Source organism: uncultured Gemmiger sp., from assembly GCF_934561205.1.
Lineage (GTDB): Bacteria > Bacillota > Clostridia > Oscillospirales > Ruminococcaceae > Gemmiger.
Genome location: NZ_CAKTFU010000006.1, coordinates 80,821 through 105,199, shown reverse-complemented (window position 1 = coordinate 105,199; position 24,379 = coordinate 80,821). Strand labels below are relative to the sequence as shown.

At 57.7% G+C, this 24,379-nt stretch carries 24 protein-coding genes; 22 read left to right on the top strand and 2 right to left on the bottom strand.

Annotated elements, in window-relative coordinates:
- The first annotated feature begins 63 nt into the window (after positions 1-63).
- Positions 64-204, top strand: coding sequence for a hypothetical protein (locus tag Q0I19_RS05590; protein ID WP_294759228.1), 141 nt, complete (start codon positions 64-66; stop codon positions 202-204).
- A gap of 40 nt (positions 205-244) precedes the next feature.
- On the opposite strand, the gene Q0I19_RS05585 is transcribed toward Q0I19_RS05590, so the two are convergent.
- Positions 245-451: a helix-turn-helix transcriptional regulator gene (locus Q0I19_RS05585; protein WP_294759227.1), complete on the bottom strand. Its 207-nt coding sequence runs from the start codon at positions 449-451 to the stop codon at positions 245-247.
- Between the two features lie 108 nt (positions 452-559).
- Positions 560-769 carry a helix-turn-helix transcriptional regulator gene (locus Q0I19_RS05580; protein ID WP_294759225.1) on the bottom strand — a complete coding sequence of 70 codons (210 nt, stop codon included), beginning with the start codon at positions 767-769 and terminating at the stop codon, positions 560-562.
- Positions 770-928: 159 nt separating this feature from the next.
- Here Q0I19_RS05580 and Q0I19_RS05575 point away from each other — a divergent pair, with 159 nt between their 5' ends.
- The 21 genes from Q0I19_RS05575 to rpsB all read left to right on the top strand — a co-directional run bounded on the left by Q0I19_RS05575 (position 929) and on the right by rpsB (position 24,347).
- Positions 929-1,546, top strand: a complete 618-nt coding sequence (locus tag Q0I19_RS05575; RefSeq protein ID WP_294759223.1) for a LexA family transcriptional regulator — start codon at positions 929-931, stop codon at positions 1,544-1,546.
- Positions 1,547-1,567: 21 nt separating this feature from the next.
- On the top strand, positions 1,568-2,704 hold the full coding sequence (locus tag Q0I19_RS05570) for an exonuclease domain-containing protein (protein ID WP_294759221.1): 1,137 nt from the start codon (positions 1,568-1,570) through the stop codon (positions 2,702-2,704).
- A 65-nt stretch (positions 2,705-2,769) separates the two neighbouring features.
- Complete coding sequence (locus Q0I19_RS05565; protein WP_294759220.1) at positions 2,770-3,054, top strand: nucleotidyltransferase domain-containing protein; 285 nt, start codon at positions 2,770-2,772, stop codon at positions 3,052-3,054.
- Positions 3,038-3,424, top strand: coding sequence for a nucleotidyltransferase substrate binding protein (locus tag Q0I19_RS05560; RefSeq protein WP_294759219.1), 387 nt, complete (start codon positions 3,038-3,040; stop codon positions 3,422-3,424). Before Q0I19_RS05565 ends, Q0I19_RS05560 begins: the two co-directional genes overlap by 17 nt.
- Before the next feature lie 138 nt (positions 3,425-3,562).
- Positions 3,563-4,651: a tyrosine-type recombinase/integrase gene (locus Q0I19_RS05555; protein ID WP_294759217.1), complete on the top strand. Its 1,089-nt coding sequence runs from the start codon at positions 3,563-3,565 to the stop codon at positions 4,649-4,651.
- 796 nt (positions 4,652-5,447) lie between these two features.
- Entirely contained in the window at positions 5,448-6,452 is a 1,005-nt protein-coding gene (locus Q0I19_RS05550) for an ABC transporter substrate-binding protein (protein ID WP_294759216.1), read from the top strand.
- A gap of 97 nt (positions 6,453-6,549) precedes the next feature.
- A complete protein-coding gene (locus Q0I19_RS05545; RefSeq protein WP_294759214.1) occupies positions 6,550-7,497 on the top strand; it encodes an ABC transporter permease in 948 nt (315 codons plus the stop codon).
- Positions 7,490-8,284, top strand: coding sequence for an ABC transporter ATP-binding protein (locus Q0I19_RS05540; protein WP_294759212.1), 795 nt, complete (start codon positions 7,490-7,492; stop codon positions 8,282-8,284). The genes Q0I19_RS05545 and Q0I19_RS05540 overlap by 8 nt, the downstream gene beginning before the upstream one ends.
- A gap of 257 nt (positions 8,285-8,541) precedes the next feature.
- Positions 8,542-10,272 carry a GDSL-type esterase/lipase family protein gene (locus Q0I19_RS05535; protein ID WP_294759210.1) on the top strand — a complete coding sequence of 577 codons (1,731 nt, stop codon included), beginning with the start codon at positions 8,542-8,544 and terminating at the stop codon, positions 10,270-10,272.
- A gap of 44 nt (positions 10,273-10,316) precedes the next feature.
- Positions 10,317-10,451, top strand: coding sequence for a hypothetical protein (locus Q0I19_RS05530; protein ID WP_294759209.1), 135 nt, complete (start codon positions 10,317-10,319; stop codon positions 10,449-10,451).
- Between the two features lie 15 nt (positions 10,452-10,466).
- Positions 10,467-11,219 (top strand): YjjG family noncanonical pyrimidine nucleotidase, encoded by a 753-nt coding sequence (locus Q0I19_RS05525; protein WP_294759208.1) that lies wholly within the window; start codon positions 10,467-10,469, stop codon positions 11,217-11,219.
- Positions 11,220-11,276: 57 nt separating this feature from the next.
- Positions 11,277-13,166: an ABC-F family ATP-binding cassette domain-containing protein gene (locus Q0I19_RS05520; RefSeq protein WP_294759206.1), complete on the top strand. Its 1,890-nt coding sequence runs from the start codon at positions 11,277-11,279 to the stop codon at positions 13,164-13,166.
- Between the two features lie 139 nt (positions 13,167-13,305).
- Positions 13,306-14,238 carry an HPr(Ser) kinase/phosphatase gene (gene hprK, locus Q0I19_RS05515; RefSeq protein WP_294759204.1) on the top strand — a complete coding sequence of 311 codons (933 nt, stop codon included), beginning with the start codon at positions 13,306-13,308 and terminating at the stop codon, positions 14,236-14,238.
- 31 nt (positions 14,239-14,269) lie between these two features.
- Entirely contained in the window at positions 14,270-15,019 is a 750-nt protein-coding gene (locus Q0I19_RS05510) for a phosphatase (RefSeq protein WP_294759202.1), read from the top strand.
- Complete coding sequence (locus tag Q0I19_RS05505; protein ID WP_294759201.1) at positions 15,016-15,972, top strand: ROK family protein; 957 nt, start codon at positions 15,016-15,018, stop codon at positions 15,970-15,972. Before Q0I19_RS05510 ends, Q0I19_RS05505 begins: the two co-directional genes overlap by 4 nt.
- Before the next feature lie 16 nt (positions 15,973-15,988).
- Entirely contained in the window at positions 15,989-16,918 is a 930-nt protein-coding gene (murB, locus tag Q0I19_RS05500) for a UDP-N-acetylmuramate dehydrogenase (protein WP_294759200.1), read from the top strand.
- Positions 16,919-16,935: 17 nt separating this feature from the next.
- Positions 16,936-17,799, top strand: a complete 864-nt coding sequence (rapZ, locus tag Q0I19_RS05495) for an RNase adapter RapZ (protein ID WP_294759199.1) — start codon at positions 16,936-16,938, stop codon at positions 17,797-17,799.
- Between the two features lie 18 nt (positions 17,800-17,817).
- Positions 17,818-18,750, top strand: coding sequence for a DNA-binding protein WhiA (whiA, locus tag Q0I19_RS05490; RefSeq protein WP_294759198.1), 933 nt, complete (start codon positions 17,818-17,820; stop codon positions 18,748-18,750).
- Complete coding sequence (locus tag Q0I19_RS05485) at positions 18,743-22,276, top strand: DNA polymerase III subunit alpha (RefSeq protein ID WP_294759196.1); 3,534 nt, start codon at positions 18,743-18,745, stop codon at positions 22,274-22,276. The genes whiA and Q0I19_RS05485 overlap by 8 nt, the downstream gene beginning before the upstream one ends.
- Before the next feature lie 154 nt (positions 22,277-22,430).
- A complete protein-coding gene (pfkA, locus tag Q0I19_RS05480) occupies positions 22,431-23,405 on the top strand; it encodes a 6-phosphofructokinase (RefSeq protein WP_294759194.1) in 975 nt (324 codons plus the stop codon).
- Between the two features lie 216 nt (positions 23,406-23,621).
- Positions 23,622-24,347 (top strand): 30S ribosomal protein S2, encoded by a 726-nt coding sequence (rpsB, locus tag Q0I19_RS05475; protein WP_294804678.1) that lies wholly within the window; start codon positions 23,622-23,624, stop codon positions 24,345-24,347.
- The last annotated feature ends 32 nt before the right edge of the window (positions 24,348-24,379 follow it).

Below are 24,379 nucleotides of genomic sequence, written 5' to 3'. Positions count from 1 at the left end.
AGTTTGACAAAGTGCTAATTCTGTGCTATTATAGCTACACTTTTAGCAGAAAGGGGGTATTACATGGCAAACACCAAGCAAACCAGCAAGGCTGTTGCAAGCAAGGCATCTTCGATTTTGAAAGACAACCGTTACAGTCCCAAATCCAAGAGCGTTGCCGGCAGTGCGCTTTCTCAGACCAAATCCAGTGGCAAGAAAAAGTAAATAGTTTCTACCAGATGAGCAGTGTGTGCGACCACACTGCTCAGTCTTTTATGCTGCACTCTGCAAACAGGTAATCTAAGCTGCAATCTGCAAAAACCCTTTGGATGGCGCGCATCTCGCGCAGAGTGAACTGGTTTCTCCCGCTCATTTTGTTTCGCAGGGATGCGTAAGAAACGCCGATACGCTCTGCCAGGGTTTGTAGGGTGCAATGGTTTCTTTTCATTTGAACCCACAGGTTCGGAAACATTCGCTTCACCTCTTTTCTGTCCCGCCGGGGCGGGCTTTGCTGATTTCATACTTGCGAAGCTGCGTTTGGGGGAGAGTAGCGTGACGCAAACTCGCATTATTGCGAGTTTTAAGACAAAAAAATGTCCTGTGCCTCGATATCGGTAAGATGTAGTTCGTCTACAATGCGATGAACTTCACCAACGGTAAAGCCCGCACCACCGCTCTTTATTTTTCGATACAACGTACTAGGATTCATCCCGATTTTAGCCGCCAGCAAATCTTGTGTAAGATTCGCTGCGGCAATTTTTTCTTTAAGGACATCCATGCTATTGGGCATTTCGTTCACCTCAATTCTTGCATATTTGCGAGTTCATGATTATAATACCACTCGCATAAATGCAAGTCAATACCTTTCCTTGCAATTTTGCAAATATTTTTTCTGTGAGTATTGCATTTTTGCAAGTTTCATTATATTATTGTGATAGGAGGTGGCATTATGACTACTGGTGATTTAATTAAAATCCGAAGAAAAGAAATTGCTATGTCCGCAGAAAGGCTTGCCGAAAAGGTAGGCGTCTCTCCGGCTACTATTTACAGATATGAAAAAGGGGACATTGAGAAGGTTCCTGTGGACGTTCTGAAGAACATCGCAAGCGCGCTTAACACTACCCCCGCTTATCTTATGGGGTGGAAAGAAAACGCCCCCGCCATCCCCGCCGGGTTCGAGCCTTTGCCGAAAATGTCCACCGTGCCGCTGGTCGGTGCCATCGCCTGCGGCACCCCCATCCTTGCCGAGCAAAACATTGAGGCACGCATCGGCATTCCCGCCGCGTGGCGGGCGGATTTCGCCCTGACCTGCAAGGGCGACAGTATGGAACCCAAAATCAAAGACGGCGATATCGTCGCCATACGCACCCAGCCCGAAGTAGAAAACGGGGAAGTGGCAGCCGTCCGCATCGGGGAGGAAGCCACCCTCAAGCGGGTCTTTGTGTTCCCGGACCACCTGGAACTGCGCGCCGAAAACCCGGCGTTCAGCTCCATCATCCTTATTGGCGAGGATATGAACACCGTCCACATCGAAGGCAAAGCCGTCGGCTTCTGCCGGGGGATATAAACAATGTAGGGGAGTTTAGTTATGAATAACAAAGTCGTCCGTACAGGTACCCAAATTATATCTGCTGCCATTGCCGGATTGCTAACCTCATATGGAATCATATCTTGGGTACAATCCCATACGTCCACTGGGTTGATTATTGTCTGTTCTCTCTTTTCCTTTTTTATTGCCTATATTTTTATTTTGGCTTTTTTTCAGACTGTTCTGTCAATGCTGCAGTCCGCGCTCACCAAAAATAATCTTCCTGCTATATTGGTACCTCATCCAGACTCCTTGCAGGATCTTGAAAATCTAACTGATTACATTGTATTAGACACAGAAACTACTGGCTTAAGTCCCAAAAAAGACCAGCTTATTGAGATTGGCATTCTTACCATCAAAGACGGGAAAATTGTAGAGGAATACACAACGTTAATTCAGCCTACGATTCCTGTACCTAAGAGTTCTACCAACGTAAATGGAATTACACAGGCAGCCCTGCTTAAGGCACCCCCATTGGAGGATGTGGTTCCTGAAATCGCCGCCCGAATCAAAGGGCAGGTCATTGTTGGTCATAATGTTCGATTTGATTTGGCTTTTGTTTCACGTGCGTTAGTCACCCACCCTGAAATCTCGACACTTCCCTATATTGATACGCTGAATATTGCTCGACGCTGTATTTCCTATAAGTCATACAGTCTACAAAATCTCTCCATGCGCCTGTGTTTAGATTCCGGTAATAAGCATCGCGCACTTGATGACGCCAAAACAACTTACCAACTACTGCAATACTGTATCAAAAAGCTGAGTACCGACAATGTGGAATTCCGGCGTCAAGAGAGAGAACGACGCAAGGCGCAAAAGCAGGAACTCGCTGATACCTTCAGTTGGTCACCTCTTTTTGATATAAACTTTGCCTTTACCGGCGATTTCGTTCAGGATCGTGAATATTTGGAAGGGCTTCTCGCCGATGTCGGTGCTAACCTGCGGGAAAGGGTAAACACAAAGACCGTGTATCTTGTTGTAGGGGACATTTCACATTTACCGGAATGGGCAGTGGCTCGGAAAAATGGAACAGCCGACAATCTAATCGCAGGTGGACAAAATATTATAAAAATCTCCGAAACGGAATATCTTGACCTGATTAAACGGACAAAAAGCCTAAAACATCAAAAGTAAGTACATAGTTGCATTTAAGTGCAAAAGCAAGCCCGCCCGCCGGGTCAGAAAGGAAAGGGCATCCTATGCAACAGCTATATACGCAGCTGGCGGCACTGGCACAGCAATACGGTGCGCGGCGGCTGGTATTGTTCGGTTCCCGTGCAAGAGGGGACAACCGCGAAAACAGCGACATCGACCTTGCCGTTTACGGTATGCCGCAGCAAAACCACGGGCGCTTCTGGATGGACTGCGAGGAGCTGCCCACGCTACTGAAATTGGACATCGTTCACATCTGCAATGATATGAACCCCGCATTTTTGCAAAACATTGAAAAGGATGGAGTGACCTTGTATGCTGCAAAAGATTGAAAACTACCACCACGCTGTAGCCCAGTTGGAGCAGGCAGTCGCCGTGTACAGCCGTGATCCCGACGATGCGCTGTACCGCGATGGGCTGATCCAGCGGTTTGAATTCACCGTTGAGTTGGCGTGGAAGTCCCTGCGGGAATATCTGGAGGACCAGGGCAGCGTGCTGGCGGTGGTTTCGCCCCGCGCTGTGCTGAAGGAAGCCTACGCCGCCGGTGTTATACAGGACGCCGACGTTTGGGATGCCGTCATCCGTTCCCGCAATATTACCTCCCACGTTTACGACGAGCAGACCGCCATCGATGTGGCCGCCCACATCTGCGGGCAATACCTGCCCGTGCTGCAAAAGCTGGACACCTTTTATCGGGAATAAAAAAACGCCCCACGGCGGCAACCGTGAGGCGTCAAGAAAATTGGCTTGCCCAAAATGGACATCGCACAACCAACACTGCGATTATACCACCTTCTGGGCAGACTTGTCAAAGCTAACCTATTAAAAGGGGGTATCATCATGAAACGAACCAACACGGCAGCGTGGATAGAATCCGCTCATCGCTGGCAAATCAACGTTCAGAAGAACGGCATCCGCAAGACCTTTACCTGCGCAAAACCCGGTCGCACCGGTCAGCGTGAGGCGAACCGTAAGGCTGACGCTTGGTTAGAGCAGGGGATCGGCACCGACCGAATCAAGGTAAAAGATGCTTGGGCAAAGCTGTTGGAGCAAAAAAGACTGGTGTCCGAGGAAGAATACGCCAAGATGGAATCCTTTGGTCGGATTCATCTGCTGCCGAAGCTCGGCAGCAAAACCGTGTCTGCCTTGACAGAGCAGGATTTTCAAAACATCCTTAACTACGCCTACGCCCACCCGCAGGGATGCCGAGCCGGGAAAAATCTTTCCCGCAAGACCCTGCAGAACTTTGCCAACTACTGCAAGCAATTTGCAAAGTTCTGCCGCAAGTCCCATTGGAGTACCCTGGAATTGGACGATATGACCATTCCCGCCGGGGCCAGATACGAAGGTCGTGACACGCTGACCGTAGACAACCTGAAAAAGTTGATGACCACAGACACCGTGGTGTACCGGAACAAACTCTGCCAGGACAATTACATAAATTACTACCGGTTTCAGGTACTGACCGGTGTGCGTCCGGGCGAGATGCGTGGGCTGCGATGGGAAGATATAAAAGGTAACGTCTGCGAATTGCACGGCGCCATCAACGTACACGGAAAGATTTCCCGCGGCAAGAACGATAATGCCCTGCGCTCAGTGGTGCTTTCTCAATACGCGCTGGAAGTCTTGGAGGATCAAAAGCAGTATACCGGCAAGCAGGAATACGTCTTTCCTATGTCATCCATGCACACCTACTACGGGCGCTGGCGCAAATACCAAAGCTGCAACGGTATGCCGGAATTGAGCCTTTACGAGATGCGCCACACATTTGTGAGCATTGCCAAGGAACTGCCGGCAGGGGAGCTGAAGCAACTGGTTGGTCACAGCAAAAGCATGGACACCTACGGTCAATATGCGCATTACCTGGAGGGCGACAACAACCGTACCTCGGACAATTTGCAGGGAATTTTTGCACGGCTCACAGGGTAACCAGTACACACTAAAAGTACACACTTTTTCTTGTAGCCGCATAAAATGCCGTCAAAACAGCCTTGCACTCGCCATTTTATTTTGCGACAATTCGTTGTTTTTTCAGCATCTGCATTTGGAGAGAGTAGTTCGACTCCCATCAGCTCCATAAAAAAGCAGCCCTATGCCGTGTCCCGGCATAGGGCTGCTTTTTTATGTTGAGCTGCTGAGGAGTCGAACAGCCCGTTCCCGCCGCAGCGGGGCGCAAATCAGCCCGGTGGGCTGTTTGCGAGGGCGCGGGAGACACCCATCAGCGATTTCGGAGCCCCCCGTGCCGTACCCCGGCACGGGGGGCGTTTTTTATGGAGCTGCTGAGGAGTCGAACAGGGCGTCCCCGCCGCAAAATTCCTCGGCGGGGTGGGGTCACCCCGCCCTACGGGGCAATAAAAAATAGCGGGGTAGGGGCGGGGCACGCCCCGCCCGCGGTTTTACGGTGATGATAATTTTACGGGTTGGTTGGTAGGGGCGGCATATATGCCGCCCGCCGCAGCCATCCGGGCAATGTATAAAAACGTGTCCGCACCGCGGACACACCGAATTTCAACTCTAAATTCTCCACTCTTAACTCTGCCCCCCTTTCGTCAATACAGAAAAATTTTCTTCTCAAACGCCCCGCATATTGTTCACATTGTCTATTGCTTTAGTGTGCTAAAGTGTGCTATACTTTAACACATTAAATCGGCAGTACAGAGGGACCCCTGCACCAAACAGTGGGTACGCCTGCCAAGGCTGCTGCCGAATTTGGGAGGATAAGAATATGAAAAAAATCGTTTCCGTTGCCATGGCCGCCGCAATGGCTGCCGCCCTTGCCGGATGCGGCGGTGCCGCGTCCTCGTCTGCCCCTGCTTCCTCCGCCGCTGCTTCTGCGGCGGACAGCGCGGCCGCCAAGACCTACACCGTCGGCATCTGCCAGCTGGTGCAGCACGAGGCGCTGGACGCCGCCACGCAGGGCTTTAAGGACGCTCTGACTGCCAAGCTGGGCGACGCTGTCAAGTTTGACGAGCAGAACGCCTCCGGTGATTCCGCCAACTGCGCCACCATCGTAAACGGCTTTGTTTCCAATAACGTTGACCTGATCATGGCCAACGCCACCGCACCCCTGCAGGCAGCCGCGCAGGCCACCGCCACCATCCCCGTGCTGGGCACCTCGGTCACCGACTACGCCACCGCGCTGGATATCTCCGACTGGACAGGCACCGTCGGCAACAACATCTCCGGCACCTCCGATCTGGCCCCGCTGGATCAGCAGGCAGCCATGATCCAGGAGCTGTTCCCCGACGCCAAAAACGTGGGTCTTTTGTACTGCAGCGCCGAGCCGAACTCGGTATACCAGTGCGATGTTATGGAGGGCTACCTGACCGACATGGGCTTCACCGTAAGCCGCTACGCCTTCACCGACACCAACGACGTTACCTCGGTGTCCCAGACTGCTGCTGACGCCTCCGACGTCATCTACATCCCCACCGACAACACCGCCGCCTCCAACACCGAGGCCATCGCCAACGTGGTGCTGCCCGCCAAGGTTCCCGTCGTTGCCGGCGAGGAGGGCATCTGCAGCGGCTGCGGCGTTGCCACCCTGTCCATCAGCTACTACGACCTTGGCTACGCCACCGGCGAGATGGCCGTTAAGATTCTGACCGAGGGCGCGGACGTTTCCGCCATGCCGGTTCAGTACGCCCCCAATGTCACCAAAAAGTACAATGCCGCCAACTGTGAGGCGCTGGGTCTGACCATTCCCGACGATTACACAGCCATCGGCTGATCGGTCTGACACATCACCCATAACAGCGGGAAAAGTGCGCACAGCGCTTTGCCCGCTGTTTTGGTGCTTCCCAAAAACAACGCAGAGGAGTTTTATTATGTCTTTCCTTACTTCCCTGATCAATTCCATGCCCGGTGCCGTGGCCCAGGGGCTTATCTGGGGCATTATGGCCATCGGCGTGTATCTGACCTACCGTATTCTGGACGTTGCCGATCTGACCGTGGACGGTTCCTTGGGTACCGGCGGTGCGGTCTGTGTCGTGCTGGTGCTCAACGGCGTGCCCGTGGGCTTGGCGCTGGTCGCCGCCACCGCCGCCGGTATGCTGGCGGGGCTTGTGACAGGGCTTTTCCACACCGCCTGCGGCATCCCCGCAATTCTGGCCGGCATCCTGACCCAGCTGGCGCTGTACTCGGTCAACCTGCGCATCATGGGTACGGGTACCGGCGGCGGCAAGGCCAACCTGCCCATCAGTGTAGACAAATATGACCTGCTGGTTTCCGGGCGCTATGTGCGCGATCCGGTTCTGCACAACCCCATTTTGATTCTGGTGGTTTTCTGCCTTGTGACCATCGCCGCTCTGTACTGGTTTTTCGGCACCGAGATGGGCTGCGCCCTGCGTGCAACCGGTGCCAACCGCCATATGGCGCGCGCACAGGGCATCAACACCAACGTTGCCACCGTTCTGGGACTTATGATCTCCAACGGTCTGGTTGCGCTGTCCGGCGGTCTGCTGGCACAGTATCAGGGATTCTCCGACATCAATATGGGACGCGGCGCCATCGTCATCGGCCTGGCCGCCGTCATCATCGGCGAGGTCATCTTCAGCCGCGTGTTCCGCAACTTTGCCCTCAAGCTGCTGGCGTCCATCATCGGTGCCATCATCTACTATATTGTCATGAACTTCGTACTGCGTCTGGGGCTTTCCACCGACGACCTCAAGCTGCTGACCGCCTTGGTAGTGGCTGCCTTCCTTGCCATTCCGTACTGGAAGGGCAAGTATTTCACCAAGCCCGCTGTCAAGAAAGGGGAGAAGCACCATGCTTGAGATCAAAAACGTTTACAAGACCTTTAACGCCGGCACCGTCAACGAGAAGGTTGCCCTGCGCGGGCTGGAGCTGACCCTGCAGGACGGCGATTTTGTCACCGTCATCGGCGGCAACGGCGCGGGCAAGTCCACCATGCTGAACGCCATTGCCGGTGTGTGGCCCATCGATATGGGTAAGATCCTCGTGGACGGGCAGGACATCACCCGCCTGCCGGAGCATAAGCGCGCGCAGTACATCGGCCGCGTGTTCCAGGACCCCATGATGGGCACCGCCGCCACCATGCAAATTGACGAAAACCTGGCGCTGGCTGCCCGGCGCGGTGCCAAGCGCACGCTGCGCATCGGCATCACCAAAAAGGAGCACGACGAATACTACGAGCTGCTGAAAACCTTGGATTTAGGGCTGGAAAACCGCATGACCAGCAAGGTCGGCTTGCTTTCGGGCGGACAGCGCCAGGCCGTGACCCTGCTGATGGCAACGCTCAAGCGCCCCAAGCTGCTGCTGCTGGACGAGCACACCGCCGCGCTGGACCCCAAGACCGCCGCCAAGGTGCTGGAGCTTTCCCAGAAGATCGTGGAGGAGAACCACCTGACCACCCTGATGATCACCCACAATATGAAGGACGCCATCAAGTACGGCAACCGCCTGATCATGATGCACGAGGGCCACGTCATTTACGATGTGCGCGGCGAAGAAAAAGCCAACCTGCAGGTCAGCGACCTGCTGCAGCGGTTTGAGCAGGTCAGCGGCGGCAGCCTGGACAACGACCGTATGCTGCTGTCCTAAGCAAATTTTAGTAAGGCAACACCGCACAGGATTTCCGTGTGCCCGCGCAAGTGGGCACTTTTTTTGTGTCTGCAAACAATCGTTTGCCTTGCCGCTTCGTTTGTAACCAAATTGTAATCTGTGACATTTTGCTGAAAACCATATCCAAAACACCCCGTTTGTGTTATAATGCTGACTATATACTGTTACTATACTGGGTGTTGTATGTCCGGGTACGGACGGATGCGCCGCCCTTTACCTTATCAGGAGGTCTCAGAATGAACCAAGATAAATCCCGCCGCCTAGCAGAACTCAGCCCCACGCAGCGCAAGGCCTGCATCGTACTGGCAGCCTGTGCGGCGGCGCTGATCGTAAGCATCATCATCGCCACTTTTTTGGCAAAGCCGTCCTCCGGCGGCAAGAAGAACGGCTATGACCCCGATGCCTACCCGCTGGACACCAGCCTTTCCGCCGTGCTGGGTGCCACCACGGCCGACGACAGCTACATCACCTCCAGCGTCTTTGCGGGGGATCAGATGGCTGTCACCCTGTCGCAGGACAGCCGCATTACGCTGGATCAGTATGTGGGCAAGGACGGCCTGCTGATCGCCCAGGCCGGGCGCGAAAGCTGCGTCTATTTTGAGGAGGACTCCAACTCCTACACCATTTTACAGGCCATCGCCAAGATGAAACCCCGCCGCGTCATCGTAACGCTGGGCAGCGCCGATGCCGCCGCCGGTACCGAGGCCTCCGCCTTCCTGACCGATTACAAGCAGCTTTTGCAGAACATTAAGGCTGCCTACTCCTACTGTGATATCATCGCCGCCGGTGTGGCCCCCGTGTTGGAGACCGCCGACAACGCCGCCGTCATGCAGACGCTGATCGACCAGTACAACCAGGGGATCGCCGCCTTGTGTGAGGATCTGGGCTGCAAGTACCTGAACACGGCCGAGGTCTTGAAAACCGAATCCGGCTACGGCGAGGCCACCTATTTCTCCGGCAGCGGGCTGTCCCGTTCGGGCGCAACGGCTCTGGCCAACTATATCATGAACCACGCCTACCAGACCGACGACCAACGCCCCGATACCAACGATATTCCCAAGCGCGCCGCCGCTGCCATGGGCGTAGCCACGCCGACCCCCACCCCCACGCCGGAACCCATCGTGTACAGCTATGAGGTGGAGGACAACAGCAAGGGCACCCTGAACGGTAACGGGCAAACCGGCGTTGCCACGCTGGAAATCGAAGCCCAGGAGGGTGACAGCATCACCGTCACCGCTGTGGCTGCCGAAGGGTATGTTTTCTACAAATGGAGCGACGGCGTCACCGATGCCAAGCGCGTGGACGTAGTTTCCCGCGCAGGCAAGTCCGTCAAGGCCATGTTCAATGATGCCCGCGTTGAGGTTAAGCTCGACCGCACCGACGTAACCATCAAGCAGGGGGAAAGCCTGACCGTCAACGGCACCGTCAAGCTGGGCGACAAAGACTATGACGCCTCCAAGCTGCAGTGGGCCGTCAACGGCGAATTGCAGACCAACGCAGCTTCCTACACCTTCAAGGGGGAAACCGCCGGCGAGTATACCATCAAGGCCGGCATTGAGATCAACGGCACCTACGCCAGCGCTGAGTTTAAGGTAACGGTGCAGGCCACCAAGATTTCCATCTCCTACAACACCAACGAAATCGCCCCCGGTGAAAGCGTCTCCCTGACCGCCAAGGTCGAAAATGCCAGCGGCGACACCACCTGGAGCTGCGACGGCAGCAGCTGGACCGCCGGCGGCGACTCTGCCACCTTCAGCGCCGATGCCGCGGGTACTTATACTATCCATGCCAAGAACAACGGCGCGGACGCCTCCGTGACCATCACGGTAAAGGCAGCGACACCTACGCCCTCCCCGACACCTACCGCCACGCCGACGCCGACACCTACCGCCACGCCGACGCCGACTCCCACACCGGAATCCACCTCCGTATCCACCGATTCCGGCAGCAGCACTGAGGGGCAGTGACCCTGCGCCCCGCTTCGGCATATACTGAAGCGGAGGTGACCGAAATGCTCTACTTTTTTGAATGTGAAGAAGGGTTTGTCCCCGACAACGGGCAAAACGATGTGACCAACGGCAGCGTGGAAAACTTCCCGCCCGATGACCCCGTGCCCGAGGAACTGCCGGAGGAAGCCCAAAACTAAGGAGTAACCTGCAAAATGGCCATTTATACCTGTGTTTTGTTGGACGTAGACAACACGCTTTTGGACTTTGACGCCGCCGAGCGCCAGGCCCTTACCGATATGCTGACCGAGTACGATCTGCCCCACGATGCCGCCGCCTGCGAGACCTACCACGCTGTCAACCGTGAGCTGTGGGACGCCCTGGCCAAGGGTCAGCTGACCCGCAAGCGGCTGTTTCAGGTGCGGTTTTCCCGCTTTATGCAGGCCGTCGGTGTGCCCGACAACGGCAAGGGCGCTGCCATGAACGACCGCTACGAGGAGCTGCTTTCCACCCACGCAGACCTGATGCCGGGCGCGCTCACCGCGCTGGAGGAACTCGGCGAGGTGGCGACCCTGGCCATCGTGTCCAACGGTTCGATCTCCGTGCAGGAGCCGCGCATTGCCGCCTCCGGCATTGACCGCTTTATGGACGGCATCTATATTTCCGAAAAAATCGGTGCCGCCAAGCCCAGCGCCAAATTCTTTGAGTATGCCCTGCGCGACCTCGGCATCACCAACCGCCGCCGCGTGCTGGTAGTGGGCGATGACCTGCTGGCCGATATCAAGGGCGGCATCAATACCGGGCTGGACACCTGCTGGGTCAACTTCAAAAATCAGGAAAACAACACCGGCATCCAGCCCAAGTACACCGTTACCTCCTTTGAGGAACTGTACCGCATCGTCATGGAGCCGGAGGAGCTGGAAAACCTGGGTGTGCGCAACCGCCGCCACAGCAACGAAGCCCTGTAACACCCCGTACCGCTGCTTTTTCGGCAGCGGTATTTTTGAGAAAAAAGGAACACAACTATGCTGCTGGAACTGAAAGATTTAGGCAAGAGCTTTGGCGAACACGAGGTGCTGCGCGATGTCAACGCCGCCATTGAAAAGGGCGACCGCATCGGCATGATCGGCGCCAACGGCACCGGTAAAACCACGCTGCTGCGCATCCTTTGCGGCGAAAGTCTGCCCGACAGCGGTGATGCGGCGTTCGGCACCGGCGTGACCGTGGGGTATCTGGAGCAAAACGCCCGGCTGGACCCCGACCTTGACATTTACGCCACGATGAAGCTGGTCTTTGCCCCCGCACTGGACGCTTTGTCCCGCATGGATGCCCTGCAGGCACAGCTGGCGCACACCCCCGACGATGCCGCGCTGACCGAGCAGATTGCCCACTGCACCGCCGTGGTGGACGCCATGGACGCCTACAATATGGACACCCAGATCAAAAAGGTGCTCAACGGCATGGGCTTTCCCGCCGAGACCTGGCAAAAGCCCGCCGGGGTGCTCTCGGGCGGCGAGCAGACCCGCCTGCGCCTGGCGCGGCTGCTGGTCGAGCGCCCCGACCTGCTGATTCTGGACGAGCCTACGAACCATTTGGATTTAGAGACCATGGCCTGGCTGGAAGCCTACCTGCGCAGCTACCGCGGCGCGGTGCTGGTGGTCAGCCACGACCGCTATTTTCTGGACGCTGTCTGCACCCGCATCTGGGAGCTGCGCGGCAAGACCGTGCTGACCTACCGCGGCAACTACTCGGCGTATCTGCCCCAGCGCGAGGCCGCCGACGAGCGCCAGCAGAAGCTGCACGATGCCGCCGTGGAAAAGGCCGCCAAGCTGCAGGACTATGTGGACCGCAACCTTGTGCGCGCCTCGACCACCAAAATGGCGCAGAGCCGCCGCAAGCAGTTGGAAAAGCTGGAAATCGTTGAAGCCCCCGTCAACGAGGCGCGGGAGCTGAACTTCCGCTTCACCTACGATATCGAGCCGTATGACGAGCTGGTCATTATGAAAAACCTGTCCATCCGCATCGGGGAGCGCACCCTGCTGGACGCGCTGGACTATGTCGTACACCGCGGGGACAAGCTGGTCATTGCCGGTCCCAACGGCACGGGCAAATCCACGCTGCTGCAGGTGCTGGACGGCAAGCGCCGCCCCAGCGGCGGCATGGTGCGGCTGGGCACGGGCGCCAAGGCGGGCATTTTTACCCAGCAGCAGGCACACCGCGCCGGGCGTGTCATTGACGCCATCTGGAACCAGTACCCCCGTTTTACCGAGCTGGAGGTGCGCAGCCATCTGGCGCGCTTCGGCTACCGCGGCGAGGAGGTCTTTAAGGACTGCGCGTCGCTTTCGGGCGGCGAGCTGGCGCGCCTGCGCTTTGCCGAACTGGCGCTGGAACGCCCCAACCTGATGTTTTTGGACGAACCCACGAACCATTTGGACATCTACATGCGCGAAAGCCTGACCCAGGCGCTTGCCGCCTACACCGGCACGCTGCTGCTGGTCACCCATGACCGCTACCTGATGCAGACGCTGGGCTGCCCGATTTTGTACCTGGAAAACGGGCAGGCACTGTTTTACCCCAACCTGGAGGCACTGCAAAACCGCGAGCAGGGCAAGACCTCCGAGCAGCAAAAGACCGCCGACACCGCCAAAAAGCAAGCCTACGGCAAGGAGCAGCGCCGCCGCCGCGCCGAGGTACGCGCCCGCATCAAGGCGGTGGAAACCGAGATCGAGGAATTGGGCGCCCGCATCGTCGAGCTGGAAAACGACATCAACGCCCCCGAGGTGCTGCGCGACCATCTGCTGCTGCGCGACAAATGCGACGAGCTGGACGACACCCGTTTCCACCAGCAGGAACTGTTTGACGAGTGGGAAAAACTCGCCGAGGAACAGGAATCCTTCGAGGCAGAAGGGGAGTAAGCCCCGCCGCCCAAAACAACGTCCCATCCGCCCTTCGGGGCGGATATTTTTTTGGCAATCTTTTTCGTCAACTACTGTACAAAAAACTGCCCTTACGCTATAATAATGGTAAGTATGATTCGGAAGGGAGCGTCCTGTTTTGTCTGAATTTTCCGTGTCGCTGGCCAAGCTCGCCAGCGAAGCCAATCTGACCGTTGCCTACACCCCCTGCGAACTGGAAAAAATCAAAGTTACCGCCACCGAAGCCAACCGCCCCGGCATGCTGCTGGCCGGATATTACGAAAACTTCGACAGCAAACGTCTGCAAATCATCGGCCTGACGGAAATGTCCTACCTGGACGAAATTTCCCCCAGCCTGCGCAACACCCACCTGGAAAAGCTGTTTGAGTTCCAGCCCCCCGCCGTCATTTTGTCCCGCGGGCTGCAGCCGCTTTCGGAAATGATGCAGTTTGCCAAGCAGTACAGCGTGCCGATCCTGCTTTCGACAGAGATGACCTCCGCCCTGATGGGCGTGCTGATCACCACGCTGAATACCGAGCTGGCGCCCCGCATCACCCGCCATGGCGTGCTGGTGGAAGTCTACGGCGAGGGCATCCTGATTTTGGGCGACTCCGGCGTGGGCAAGAGCGAAACGGCCATCGAACTGGTCAAGCGCGGTCACCGCCTGATCGCCGACGATGCCGTTGAACTGCGCAAGATCAGCTACCGCAAAATTCTGGGTACCGCGCCCGCCAACATCCGCCACTTTATCGAGCTGCGCGGCATCGGCATCATCAACGTTGCGCGGGTGTTCGGCATCGGCTCGGTGCGTTCCAGCGTCGAGGTCGAGATGGTCGTCCAGCTTGAACCGTGGGATCGCACCAAAAACTACGACCGCACGGGGTTGGAGACCAGCTACTACGACATTTTGGGCGTCAAGATCCCCAGCATTCTGATTCCCGTCATGCCCGGACGCAACCTCGCCGTCATTCTGGAAACGGCGGCCATCAACAACCGCCAGAAGGAAATGGGCTACAACGCCGCCAAGGAGCTGCTGGCTCAGCTGGGCCTGCAGGACGATATCTCCCTGTAAACCATAAGGAAAGAGAAGGCAACCACATTCTATGCAATTTATCGCAGATCTGCACACACACACCCTTTGCGCTTCCCATGCGTTCAACACCTTAACGGAAATGACCGCCGCCGCCCGCGAAATGGGCCTGGCGGTGCTGGCGCTGACCGACCACGCGCCCGCCATGCCGGACGCGCCGCACATCTGGCATTTTGCCAACCTCAGCGCCCTGCCGCGTCGGCAAAACGGGGTGACCGTACTCTACGGTGCCGAGGTCAACGTCATGGACACCAAGGGCGGGCTGGACCTGCCGCAGACCATGCTTGCCGGCATGGACTGGGTGGTTGCCTCCATCCACAGCCCCTGTATGCCCGGTGTGCTGACCTGTAAGGAGGCGACCCGCCTTTGGCTGGCGGTTGCCGAAAAACCTTATGTGGACTGCATCGGCCATTCCGAGCAGCAGAATTACCGCTACGATTACGACACCGTGGTCAAGGTCTTTGCCCAAAACCGCAAGGTCGTGGAGCTGAACGGCAATTCCGCCAATGTGCGTCGGGACGGCATCCCCAATATGCGCCTGCTGTTGGAGACCTGCGCCAAATACGGCTGCCGCATCGCCGTAAACAGCGACGCCCACAGCGTACCCCAGCTGCAAAACAACACACGCTCTTTAGGCACCCTGCTGGACGAAATGCAGTTCCCGCAGGAACTGGTCGTCAATGCCACGGCACAAAATCTCATCGACGAGCTGAAAACGCACGGGCGCGCCTGTGCGAACGAAATAGGAGGAATTTTACTATGAGCAAGTATACTATCGGTATCGATCTGGGCGGCACCACCATGACCGCCGGTTTGGTGGACGAAAACTACGACATCGTGGGCAAGATCACCTGGGCGACCCGTCTGCCGCGCCCCGCCGCCGACCTGGAAAAGGCACTGGCCGATTTGTGCCGTGCCGTCGCGCGTGAGAATAAGGTTGCCTTCTCCGACATAGCCTATGTTGGCATCGGTACGCCGGGCAGCGTCAACTTCAACACCGGCTTTGTCGGCTTTAACACCAACTTCGGCTATCACGACTGGAACCTCGGCCCCGATATGGAAAAGCTGCTGGGCTGCAAGGTCTATGTCGAAAACGACGCCAACGCCGCCGCCTACGGTGAGTACATCGCGGGCGGTGCCAAGGGCTACAAGGATGCCGTCATCATCACGCTGGGCACCGGCATCGGCAGCGGCATCATCCTGAACGGCAAGATCCTGCGCGGCTTCAACTTTGCCGCCGGTGAGATGGGCCACACCGTTCTTGTCAAGGACGGCATCCAGTGCACCTGCGGCCGCCGCGGCTGCTGGGAGCGCTACGCCTCCGCCAGCGCCCTGACCCGCGAGACCAAAGCCGCCATGGAGCAGCACCACGACAGCCTGATGTGGAAGATCGTCCCCGACATTGACCACGTCAACGCCAAGACCTCCTTCGATGCCGCCGAAAAGGGCGACGAGCTGGCCAAGCAGGTGCTGGCAAGCTGGATGGAGTACATCGGCTGCGGCATTGCCAACGTCATCAACACCTTTGAGCCGGAGGTCATCTGCATCGGCGGCGGTGTGTCCAACCAGGGCGAGGTTTTGCTGGCACCCGTGCGCGCCTACGCCGAAAAAGAAACGCAGGGCACCACCACCGGCAAATACCCCAAGATCTGCGCCTGCACCCTGCGCAACGACGCCGGTGTCATCGGCGCAGCTGCGCTGGCCGGTTCCATTTGACAAACGAGGAGGAACTATGCAGCAGCAAACTGCAGTTACCCTTCGGCAGGCGCTCGGCAAGGCCGACCTGCCTTTTTCCGAGCAGGAGCCTTTGGCCCCGCACACGACCTTTCGCATCGGCGGGGCAGCCTGCTTTTGGCTGGCGCCCAAAAATACCGCGCAGCTGCGTGAAATGCTGGCGCTTTGCCGCGCCTACGGCGTGCGGCGGTATCTGCTTGGCAACGGCTCCAACACGCTGTTTTCCGACGAGGGCTTTGACGGTGCCGTTATAGATTTGCGCGGCATCGACGAGCCTGTGACCTGCGAGGGGCAGCCCGACGGCGCTGCCGTTTTGACCGTCAGCGCCGGGGCCACCCTGGGCCGCCTTTGTGCCGAGGCACAAAAGCGCGGCCTGACCGGGCTGGAATTTGCCTGCGGCATCCCCGGTACCGTCGGCGGTGCCGTGTATATGAACGCCGGTGCCTACGGCGGCGAGATGAAGGACGTGCTGACCGAGGTCACCTTTTTGAACGAGGACGGCGCACTTTGCACACTGCCCGCCGCCAAGTTGGCTTTGGGCTACCGCACCAGCGTATTTGAGCAACACCCCGCATGGTGCATCATTTCAGCACGCGTGCGGCTGACGGCAGGGGATAAGGACGCCATCACCGCGCAGATGCAGGACTTTTTGCAGCGCCGCCGGGACAAACAGCCCTTGGAATGGCCCAGCGCCGGCAGCACCTTCAAGCGCCCGCAGGGCGCCTTTGCGGGCAAGCTCATCGAGGACTGCGGCCTGCGCGGGCTGCAGGTGGGCGGCGCCCAGATCAGTGAGAAGCACTGCGGCTTCGTTATCAACCGCGGCGGTGCGACCTGCGCCGACGTGCTGGCCCTGACCGAACAGGTCAAAAAGGTCGTTCTGGAAAAGACCGGCTATGTTTTGGAGCGAGAAATTCGCGTTGTTAAGTAATTTTACGGTGATGTGACATGAACTTTGTAATTGTTACGGGTCTGTCCGGTGCGGGCAAGTCGATGGCTGTCAACGCGCTGGAGGATATCGGGTTTTTCTGCATCGATAACATTCCCGCCGCACTGCTGCCGCGTATCGTGGATTTTGCCCTGCAGGGCGAAAACCAGCTTTCCCGCGTGGCGGTCGTCATGGACGTGCGCGGTGTGCGCTCTGCCGAGGAACTCAAAGAGGCTCTGGCTGATTTGGACGCAAAAAAAATCGAGTATGACATCCTGTTTCTGGATGCCAACGATGCCGTCATTCAGCGCCGCTACAAGGAGACCCGCCGCCAGCACCCCATCACCATCGCGCAAAAAGTGCCCATCACCGAGGCCATCCACCGCGAGCGCACGCTTTTGCAGCCTCTGCGCGATAAAGCAAAATATGTTATAGATACGTCACTTCTTTCCACGGCGCAGAACAAAGAGCGCGTCTGCAGCCTGTTTTTGGACAAGGGCGAAAGCCCCATGGCCCTGACCGTGGTTTCCTTCGGCTTCAAATACGGCCTCCCGCAGGAGGCCGACCTTGTGCTGGACGTGCGCTGCCTGCCCAATCCCTTCTATGTGCCGGAATTAAAGCACAAGACGGGCCTGGACGCCGAGGTGTACGATTATGTCATGTCCTTCCCCGAGGCGCAGGAGCTTTTGCATCGGTACGAAAATTTCCTGGCCTACGCGCTGCCGCTGTATATCAAGGAGGGAAAAAGCCAGCTGATGATCGCAGTGGGCTGCACGGGCGGCAAGCACCGTTCCATTACTTTTGCGCGCAAGATCGCGGATTTTTGCCAAAAGCAGGGCTATGCCCCCGCCGTTTTGCACCGCGACGCCGCCCGAACACTGTGAGCATAGGAGAACCAAGCCTTGAGTTTTTCGCAAGAAGTCAAAAACGAAATTTTGCGCCATAAAATCACCAAGTCCTGCTGCACCGTGGCCGCCGCCTATGCGGTGGCCTGTTTTGGTAAATACTTTGATGATCGGGGCATCGTACTGCAAACCGAAAACGAGGGCGTGGCCGCCTTTGCCCAAAAGCTCTACCGCCGCTGCGGCATCCAGGGCAGCATACTGCGCAAGGAACGCCCCACCGGCTTTGTGTATGAGTTCAGCGTCAAGGAGCCCGCACAGGTAGCCGAGATGCTGGCGCTGTTCGGCCATACCGGCAAGGAGCCGACCCTGCGCATCCGCCCCGACCACTTCAAGTGTCAAACCTGCGTACAGGCGTTTATTTCCACAGCCTTTTTGTGCTGCGGCACCATGACCGACCCCGAAAAAAGCTACAATTTAGAGTTTTTGTCCACCCGACATTACCTCTCCCAGCAGCTGGAGGCCATGCTGGCCGAGCACCATTTTTACCCCCACCGCGCCCTGCGCAAAGGCTCCAACACCGTGTACATCAAGGCCGCCGACCACATTGAGGATCTTTTGACCTTTATGGGCGCAGGGGGCGCCGCCATGCGCATTATGGAGCAGCGCGTCTACAACGAGATGCGCAACAAGACCAACCGCCTTTCCAACTGCGAGACCGCCAACATCGGCAAAAGCGTACAGGCCGCCGTACAGGTACAGCTTGCCATCGGGCAGCTGCGCGCCGCCAACGCCCTGGACACCCTGCCGGAAAACCTGCGTCAGACCGCCGAACTGCGTATGCAGTACCCCGATCTGCCCTTGGCCAAGCTCGCCGAAAAATTTGACCCGCCCGTAAGCAAGGCGGGGCTTTCCCACCGGATGAAACGCATTCAGGAGGCTGCCGCCCGCCTGCAGCCCCGCACCACCGAAAAGGACGCAAACCATGTCTGATGTGACCCAACGCCAATTTACCCACCTGCATGTGCATACCGAGTACAGCCTGCTGGACGGTGCCTGCCGCATCGACCGTATGTTTGACCGCTTAAAGGAGATGGGGCAGACCGCCTGCGCCATCACCGACCACGGCGTTATGTACGGCTGCGTGGCATTTTTTGATGCCGCCAAGGCGGCGGGCATCAAGCCCATCATCGGCTGCGAGGTGTACGTTGCCACCCGCACGCGGTTTGACAAGGTCAACCGCATCGACGGCAACAACCACCTTGTGCTGCTGTGCAAAAACGAGACCGGCTACAAAAACTTAATTAAAATGGTGTCCGCCGGTTTTACCGAGGGGTTCTACTCCAAGCCGCGCGTGGACAAGGAGCTGCTCGAAAAGTACCACGAGGGCCTGATCTGCCTGTCGGCGTGTCTGGCGGGCGAGGTGCCGCAGGCGATTTTGGCAGGGGATTACGAGCGCGCCAAGCAGACCGCCCTGTATTTCCGCGATCTGTTCGGGGCAGGGAACTACTATCTGGAATTGCAGGACCACGGTCTGGAGGAGGACTCGGTCGTGCTGCCGCAGCTTATCCGCCTTGCGCGGGAGACCGGCATCCCGATGGTCGCCACCAACGATGCGCACTACATCAGCCGCGACGACGCCAAGATGCAGAGCATCCTTCTGTGCATCCAGACCGGCAAGACCATTGCCGATGCCGACCGCATGGAGTTCCAGACCGACGAGTTCTACTTAAAAAGCACCGACGAGATGTACGATTTGTTCTCTCTGGTGCCGGAGGCCTGCGAGAACACCAACAAAATTGCGGAGCAGTGTAATTTTTCCTTTACCTTTGGCGACACCAAGCTGCCCTACTTCAAAGCGCCCGACGGCATGGAGAACCAGGCCTACTTTGAAAAGCTCTGCTACGAGGGGCTGGAGCGCCGCTACCCCGGCAAGGTCACCGACGCTCTGCGCGAGCGCCTTGCCTATGAGATCAACGTCGTCAAAAACATGGGGTACACCAACTACTACCTCATCGTCTACGACTTTATCAACTACGCCAAAAGCCGGGATATCCCCGTCGGCCCCGGACGCGGTTCGGGCGCGGGCAGCCTGGCAGCCTACTGTGTGGGCATCACGGACATCGACCCCATCCGCTACAATCTGATTTTTGAACGCTTCCTCAACCCTGAGCGCGTTTCCATGCCCGACTTTGACGTTGACTTCTGCTACGAGCGCCGTCAGGAGGTCATCGACTACGTCAACGAAAAATACGGCCGCGACCATGTGGCGCAGATCGTTACCTTCGGCACCATGGCGGCCCGTGCCGCCGTGCGCGATGTCGGGCGCGTGATGGGGCTGCCGTATCAGGACGTGGACAAGGTCGCCAAGCTCATCCCCATGGAGCTGAAAATGACGCTGAAAAAGGCGCTGGAGGTCAGCCCCGACTTAAAGGCACTCTACGATGCCGACAGCCAGGTCCACGATCTGATCGACACCTCGCTAAAAGTCGAGGGGATGCCCCGCCACGCCTCCACCCACGCCGCGGGCGTTGTCATCACCCGCGAGCCTGCCACCGAATATGTGCCGCTTTCCACCAACGACGGCTTGCCCGTGACCCAGTTCAATATGGTGGAGATCGAGCGTCTGGGGCTTTTGAAGATGGACTTCCTCGGTCTGCGCACGCTGACCGTCATCCACGATACCGAGACCGCCGTGCGCCGCCGCGAGCCGGAGTTCCGTATGGCGAACATCGACTACGACGACCCCGCCACCTACGCCATGCTTGCCAAGGGCGAAACTGAGGGCATCTTCCAGCTTGAATCCACGGGTATGACGCAGGTGCTGGTCGGTATGCGCCCCAAAAACCTCGAAGATATCATCGCCCTGATCTCGCTCTACCGCCCCGGCCCGATGGATTCCATCCCCACCTACCTGCGCAACCGCCGCGAGCCGGACAAGATCACCTACAAGACCCCCAAGATGGCGCACATCGTCGATGTGACCAACGGCGTGGTCATTTATCAGGAGCAGGTCATGCAGATCTGCCGCGAGCTGGCGGGCTTCAGCTTTGGTCAGGCCGATAACGTGCGCCGCGCCATGAGTAAGAAAAAGCTCAAGGTCATGGAGGCCGAGCGCGAGCATTTTGTCCACGGCTGCACCGAGCCGGGCAAGGAATGCAACGGCTGCGTCAAGAACGGCATACCGGAGGCTGTCGCCAACGAAATCTACGATGATATGATCAGTTTTGCATCGTATGCCTTCAACAAGTCCCACGCCGCCTGCTACGCTTATGTGGCGTTCCAGACCGCCTACCTCAAATGCCACTACCCGCAGGAGTTCATGGCCGCCCTGCTGACCAGTGTGCTGGACAACACCTCCAAGGTCATTGAATATACCACCGAGTGCCAGCGTCTGGGCATCACCGTACAGCAGCCCGACATCAACGTCTCCCGCGGCGGCTTTACCGCCGACGGCGACAGCATCCGCTTTGGTCTGAACGCCGTAAAAAGCGTGGGGCGCGGGCTGATCGACGCCGTGGTGCGCCTGCGGGCAGGGGAGCCGTACCGCGGCCTGTACGATTTCTGCAAGCGGCTGCGCGGCAACGAGCTGAACCGCCGCGCACTGGAAAACCTCATCAAGGCCGGTGCCTTCGACCGGCTGGAATCCAGCCGCCGCGCCATGCTGGAAAGCGTGGAGGGTATATTAAAAAGTATAGAGACCGACGCCCGCCAGAATCTGGAGGGGCAGATGGATCTGTTCGGTATGCTCAGCGGCGACGCTGCGCCCGCCAACGAGTTCCGCGTGCCCGACATGCCGGAATATTCCACCTCCGAGCTGCTCAAGATGGAAAAGGAGGTTTCGGGGCTGTACCTGTCCGGCCACCCGCTGGACGCCTACCGCGCGCAGATCTCCCAAATTTCCACCTGCACGGTCGCCCAGCTGCAGGGCGAGGACGCCAGGCAGTTCGATAACCAACAGGTGACGCTGGTCTGCATCGTGGTCAAAAATAAAATCATGACCACCAAGTCCAACACCCTGATGGCGTTCACCACCGTGGAGGATCTGACCGGCACTATGGAGCTGCTGATCTTCCCCCGCGTGCTGGCAGACTGCCGCGCCGCATTGCAGGAGAACGCCGTCATCGTGGCACACGGGCGCGTATCCGTAAAAGAGGAGGAGGCCGCCCGTCTGGTGGTGGACGGCATCCAGCCCATCGACAGCTATGACCCCGCCGCCACCTTTGGCCGCAACCGTGTGCAGCGGGTGCAGCGCGAGGTCAGCGGGGAAGGGGTGAGCGGCTACTTTTTGACCGTGCCCTCCCGCCAATGCGCCGAAATGCACAAGGTCGAGAACCTGCTCTGCAACATCTTTGACGGCGGCACTACCAAGGTCTATTTCCGCTTTGCCGACACCGGCAAAAAAATGCTGGCGCGGCACATGGCGGTGGTCGATGACCCGCTGCTGCGCGCAGAACTGACACAAATTTTGGGGGCAGACAACGTAAAAGTGCAGAATTTGCCCAATTCTGCAAAATAAATCCATGCACTTTGAGAGAATTGTCCATAATCGTTCAGCACATCTTGTGGTATAATGAGGTTGTTGTATGGATTGTTAAAAAATTATTCTATTGTATTCAATATGCCGGCATCCACCGCGTCCGGCATTTCCCCAAAACAGGAGGGATTTTCTTATGGCTAAAGAAATCAAGACGATCGGTGTTCTGACCAGCGGCGGCGACGCGCCCGGCATGAACGCAGCCGTCCGTGCCATTGTTCGCGCCGGCATCAGCAAGGGCTACCGCATGATGGGCATCCAGCGCGGTTACAACGGTCTGATCGACGGCGAAGTGTACGAAATGAACGTGCGCAGCGTGTCCGAGATCATCCACCGCGGCGGCACGATCCTGTATACGGCCCGCTGCCTTGAGTTCAAGACGGCGGAAGGCCAGGCCAAGGGCGTGGCCCGCTGCAAAGAGCTGGGCATTGACGCGCTGGTGGTCATCGGCGGCGACGGCTCCTTCATGGGCGCCCGTGCGCTGTCCAACCTGGGCATTCCCTGCGTGGGCATTCCCGGCACCATCGATAACGATATCGCCTGCAGCGAGTACACCATCGGCTACGACACAGCCATGAACACCGCCGTCGAAGCCATCGACCGTCTGCGCGACACCACCCAGAGCCACGACCGCTGCAGCGTTGTCGAGGTCATGGGTCACCATGCTGGCTATCTGGCGCTGAACGTGGGCATTGCCACCGGCGCCATGGCGGTTCTGCTGCCTGAGATCCCGTTTGATTTTGAGCGCGATATCCTCAGCCGTATGCGCAAGACCCAGATCACCGGCAAAAAGCACTTCATCGTCATCGTGTCCGAAGGCGTTGTCAACTCTCAGGAGCTGGCCAACCAGATCCAGGCTGCCACCGGCGTTGACACCCGCGCGACCATTCTGGGGCACATCCAGCGCGGCGGTTCTCCCTCGGTCCGTGACCGCGTGAACGCCTCCCTGATGGGCTACCACGCCATCGATCTGCTGGATAAGGGCATCTCCAACCGCGTTGTCGCCCTGTCCGGCGGTCAGATCGTGGACTACGATGTCAACGTGGCGCTGTCCATGCACAAGACCATCGACCGCGATATGATCGATATCGCCAACGCCATCTCCATCTGAGGCGCAAAACAAGGCAAAACGTAAAAAATTCGCACAAGCCCGCACAAAATTGCAAAAAACACTTGCAATTTCGGCGGGCTTGTGGTATTATACTACGGCAATACACACGCATTGCGTTGTTTTTTTGTGCCTTTTTGTCGGTAATACGCAAAACGGTTAGAAAACATGACCCCACAATGCGGAGGGTAAAAACTAAATTTATTGGAGGAAATTACAATGGCAGTCGTATCTATGAAACAGCTTCTGGAGGCCGGTGTCCACTTTGGTCACCAGACCCGCCGCTGGAACCCCAAAATGGCTAAGTACATCTTCACCGAGCGCAATGGTATCTATATCATTGACCTGCAGAAGACCGTGAAGAAGCTGGACGAGGCTTACAACTACGTGAAGGAAGTTGCAGCTGAGGGCGGCGACATCCTGTTCGTCGGCACCAAGAAGCAGGCTCAGGAGTCCATCCGCGACGAGGCTCTGCGCTGCGGCATGCACTATGTCAACGCTCGCTGGCTGGGCGGCATGATGACCAACTTCCGCACCATCCGTAAGCGCATCGATCGTATGGAGCAGCTCAAGACCATGCAGGCTGACGGCACCTTCGATCTGCTGCCCAAGAAGGAAGTTGTCAAGCTCGAGCTGGAGATGGAGAAGCTGGACAAGTACCTCGGCGGCGTCAAGAACATGAAGACCCTGCCCAAGGCTATGTTCATCGTTGACCCCCACAAGGAGCGCATCGCCGTTTCCGAGGCCCGCAAGCTGAACATCCCCATTGTTGCTATCGTTGATACCAACTGCGATCCCGATGAAATCGATTACGTTATCCCCGGCAACGACGACGCCATCCGCGCTGTCAAGCTGATCTCCGGCGCTATGGCCAGTGCCGTTCTGGAAGGCAAGCAGGGCGTTCAGGACGCTCCCGCCGCCGAGACCGAGGGCAAAGAGGACTAATTTGCCCCCCCAACGCATAACACAGAAAGGAA

Coding starts and splice junctions, on each gene's coding strand:
- Q0I19_RS05510 (WP_294759202.1), top strand. CDS start 14,270: ATGCAATTTATCGCAGATCTGCACACACACACCCTTTGCGCTTCCCAT.
- Q0I19_RS05545 (WP_294759214.1), top strand. CDS start 6,550: ATGTCTTTCCTTACTTCCCTGATCAATTCCATGCCCGGTGCCGTGGCC.
- pfkA (WP_294759194.1), top strand. CDS start 22,431: ATGGCTAAAGAAATCAAGACGATCGGTGTTCTGACCAGCGGCGGCGAC.
- Q0I19_RS05520 (WP_294759206.1), top strand. CDS start 11,277: ATGCTGCTGGAACTGAAAGATTTAGGCAAGAGCTTTGGCGAACACGAG.
- Q0I19_RS05530 (WP_294759209.1), top strand. CDS start 10,317: ATGCTCTACTTTTTTGAATGTGAAGAAGGGTTTGTCCCCGACAACGGG.
- Q0I19_RS05590 (WP_294759228.1), top strand. CDS start 64: ATGGCAAACACCAAGCAAACCAGCAAGGCTGTTGCAAGCAAGGCATCT.
- Q0I19_RS05570 (WP_294759221.1), top strand. CDS start 1,568: ATGAATAACAAAGTCGTCCGTACAGGTACCCAAATTATATCTGCTGCC.
- Q0I19_RS05560 (WP_294759219.1), top strand. CDS start 3,038: ATGCTGCAAAAGATTGAAAACTACCACCACGCTGTAGCCCAGTTGGAG.
- rapZ (WP_294759199.1), top strand. CDS start 16,936: ATGAACTTTGTAATTGTTACGGGTCTGTCCGGTGCGGGCAAGTCGATG.
- Q0I19_RS05565 (WP_294759220.1), top strand. CDS start 2,770: ATGCAACAGCTATATACGCAGCTGGCGGCACTGGCACAGCAATACGGT.
- Q0I19_RS05575 (WP_294759223.1), top strand. CDS start 929: ATGACTACTGGTGATTTAATTAAAATCCGAAGAAAAGAAATTGCTATG.
- Q0I19_RS05485 (WP_294759196.1), top strand. CDS start 18,743: ATGTCTGATGTGACCCAACGCCAATTTACCCACCTGCATGTGCATACC.
- Q0I19_RS05580 (WP_294759225.1), bottom strand. CDS start 769: ATGCCCAATAGCATGGATGTCCTTAAAGAAAAAATTGCCGCAGCGAAT.
- Q0I19_RS05555 (WP_294759217.1), top strand. CDS start 3,563: ATGAAACGAACCAACACGGCAGCGTGGATAGAATCCGCTCATCGCTGG.
- Q0I19_RS05550 (WP_294759216.1), top strand. CDS start 5,448: ATGAAAAAAATCGTTTCCGTTGCCATGGCCGCCGCAATGGCTGCCGCC.
- Q0I19_RS05505 (WP_294759201.1), top strand. CDS start 15,016: ATGAGCAAGTATACTATCGGTATCGATCTGGGCGGCACCACCATGACC.
- murB (WP_294759200.1), top strand. CDS start 15,989: ATGCAGCAGCAAACTGCAGTTACCCTTCGGCAGGCGCTCGGCAAGGCC.
- Q0I19_RS05535 (WP_294759210.1), top strand. CDS start 8,542: ATGAACCAAGATAAATCCCGCCGCCTAGCAGAACTCAGCCCCACGCAG.
- Q0I19_RS05585 (WP_294759227.1), bottom strand. CDS start 451: ATGTTTCCGAACCTGTGGGTTCAAATGAAAAGAAACCATTGCACCCTA.
- Q0I19_RS05525 (WP_294759208.1), top strand. CDS start 10,467: ATGGCCATTTATACCTGTGTTTTGTTGGACGTAGACAACACGCTTTTG.
- Q0I19_RS05540 (WP_294759212.1), top strand. CDS start 7,490: ATGCTTGAGATCAAAAACGTTTACAAGACCTTTAACGCCGGCACCGTC.
- rpsB (WP_294804678.1), top strand. CDS start 23,622: ATGGCAGTCGTATCTATGAAACAGCTTCTGGAGGCCGGTGTCCACTTT.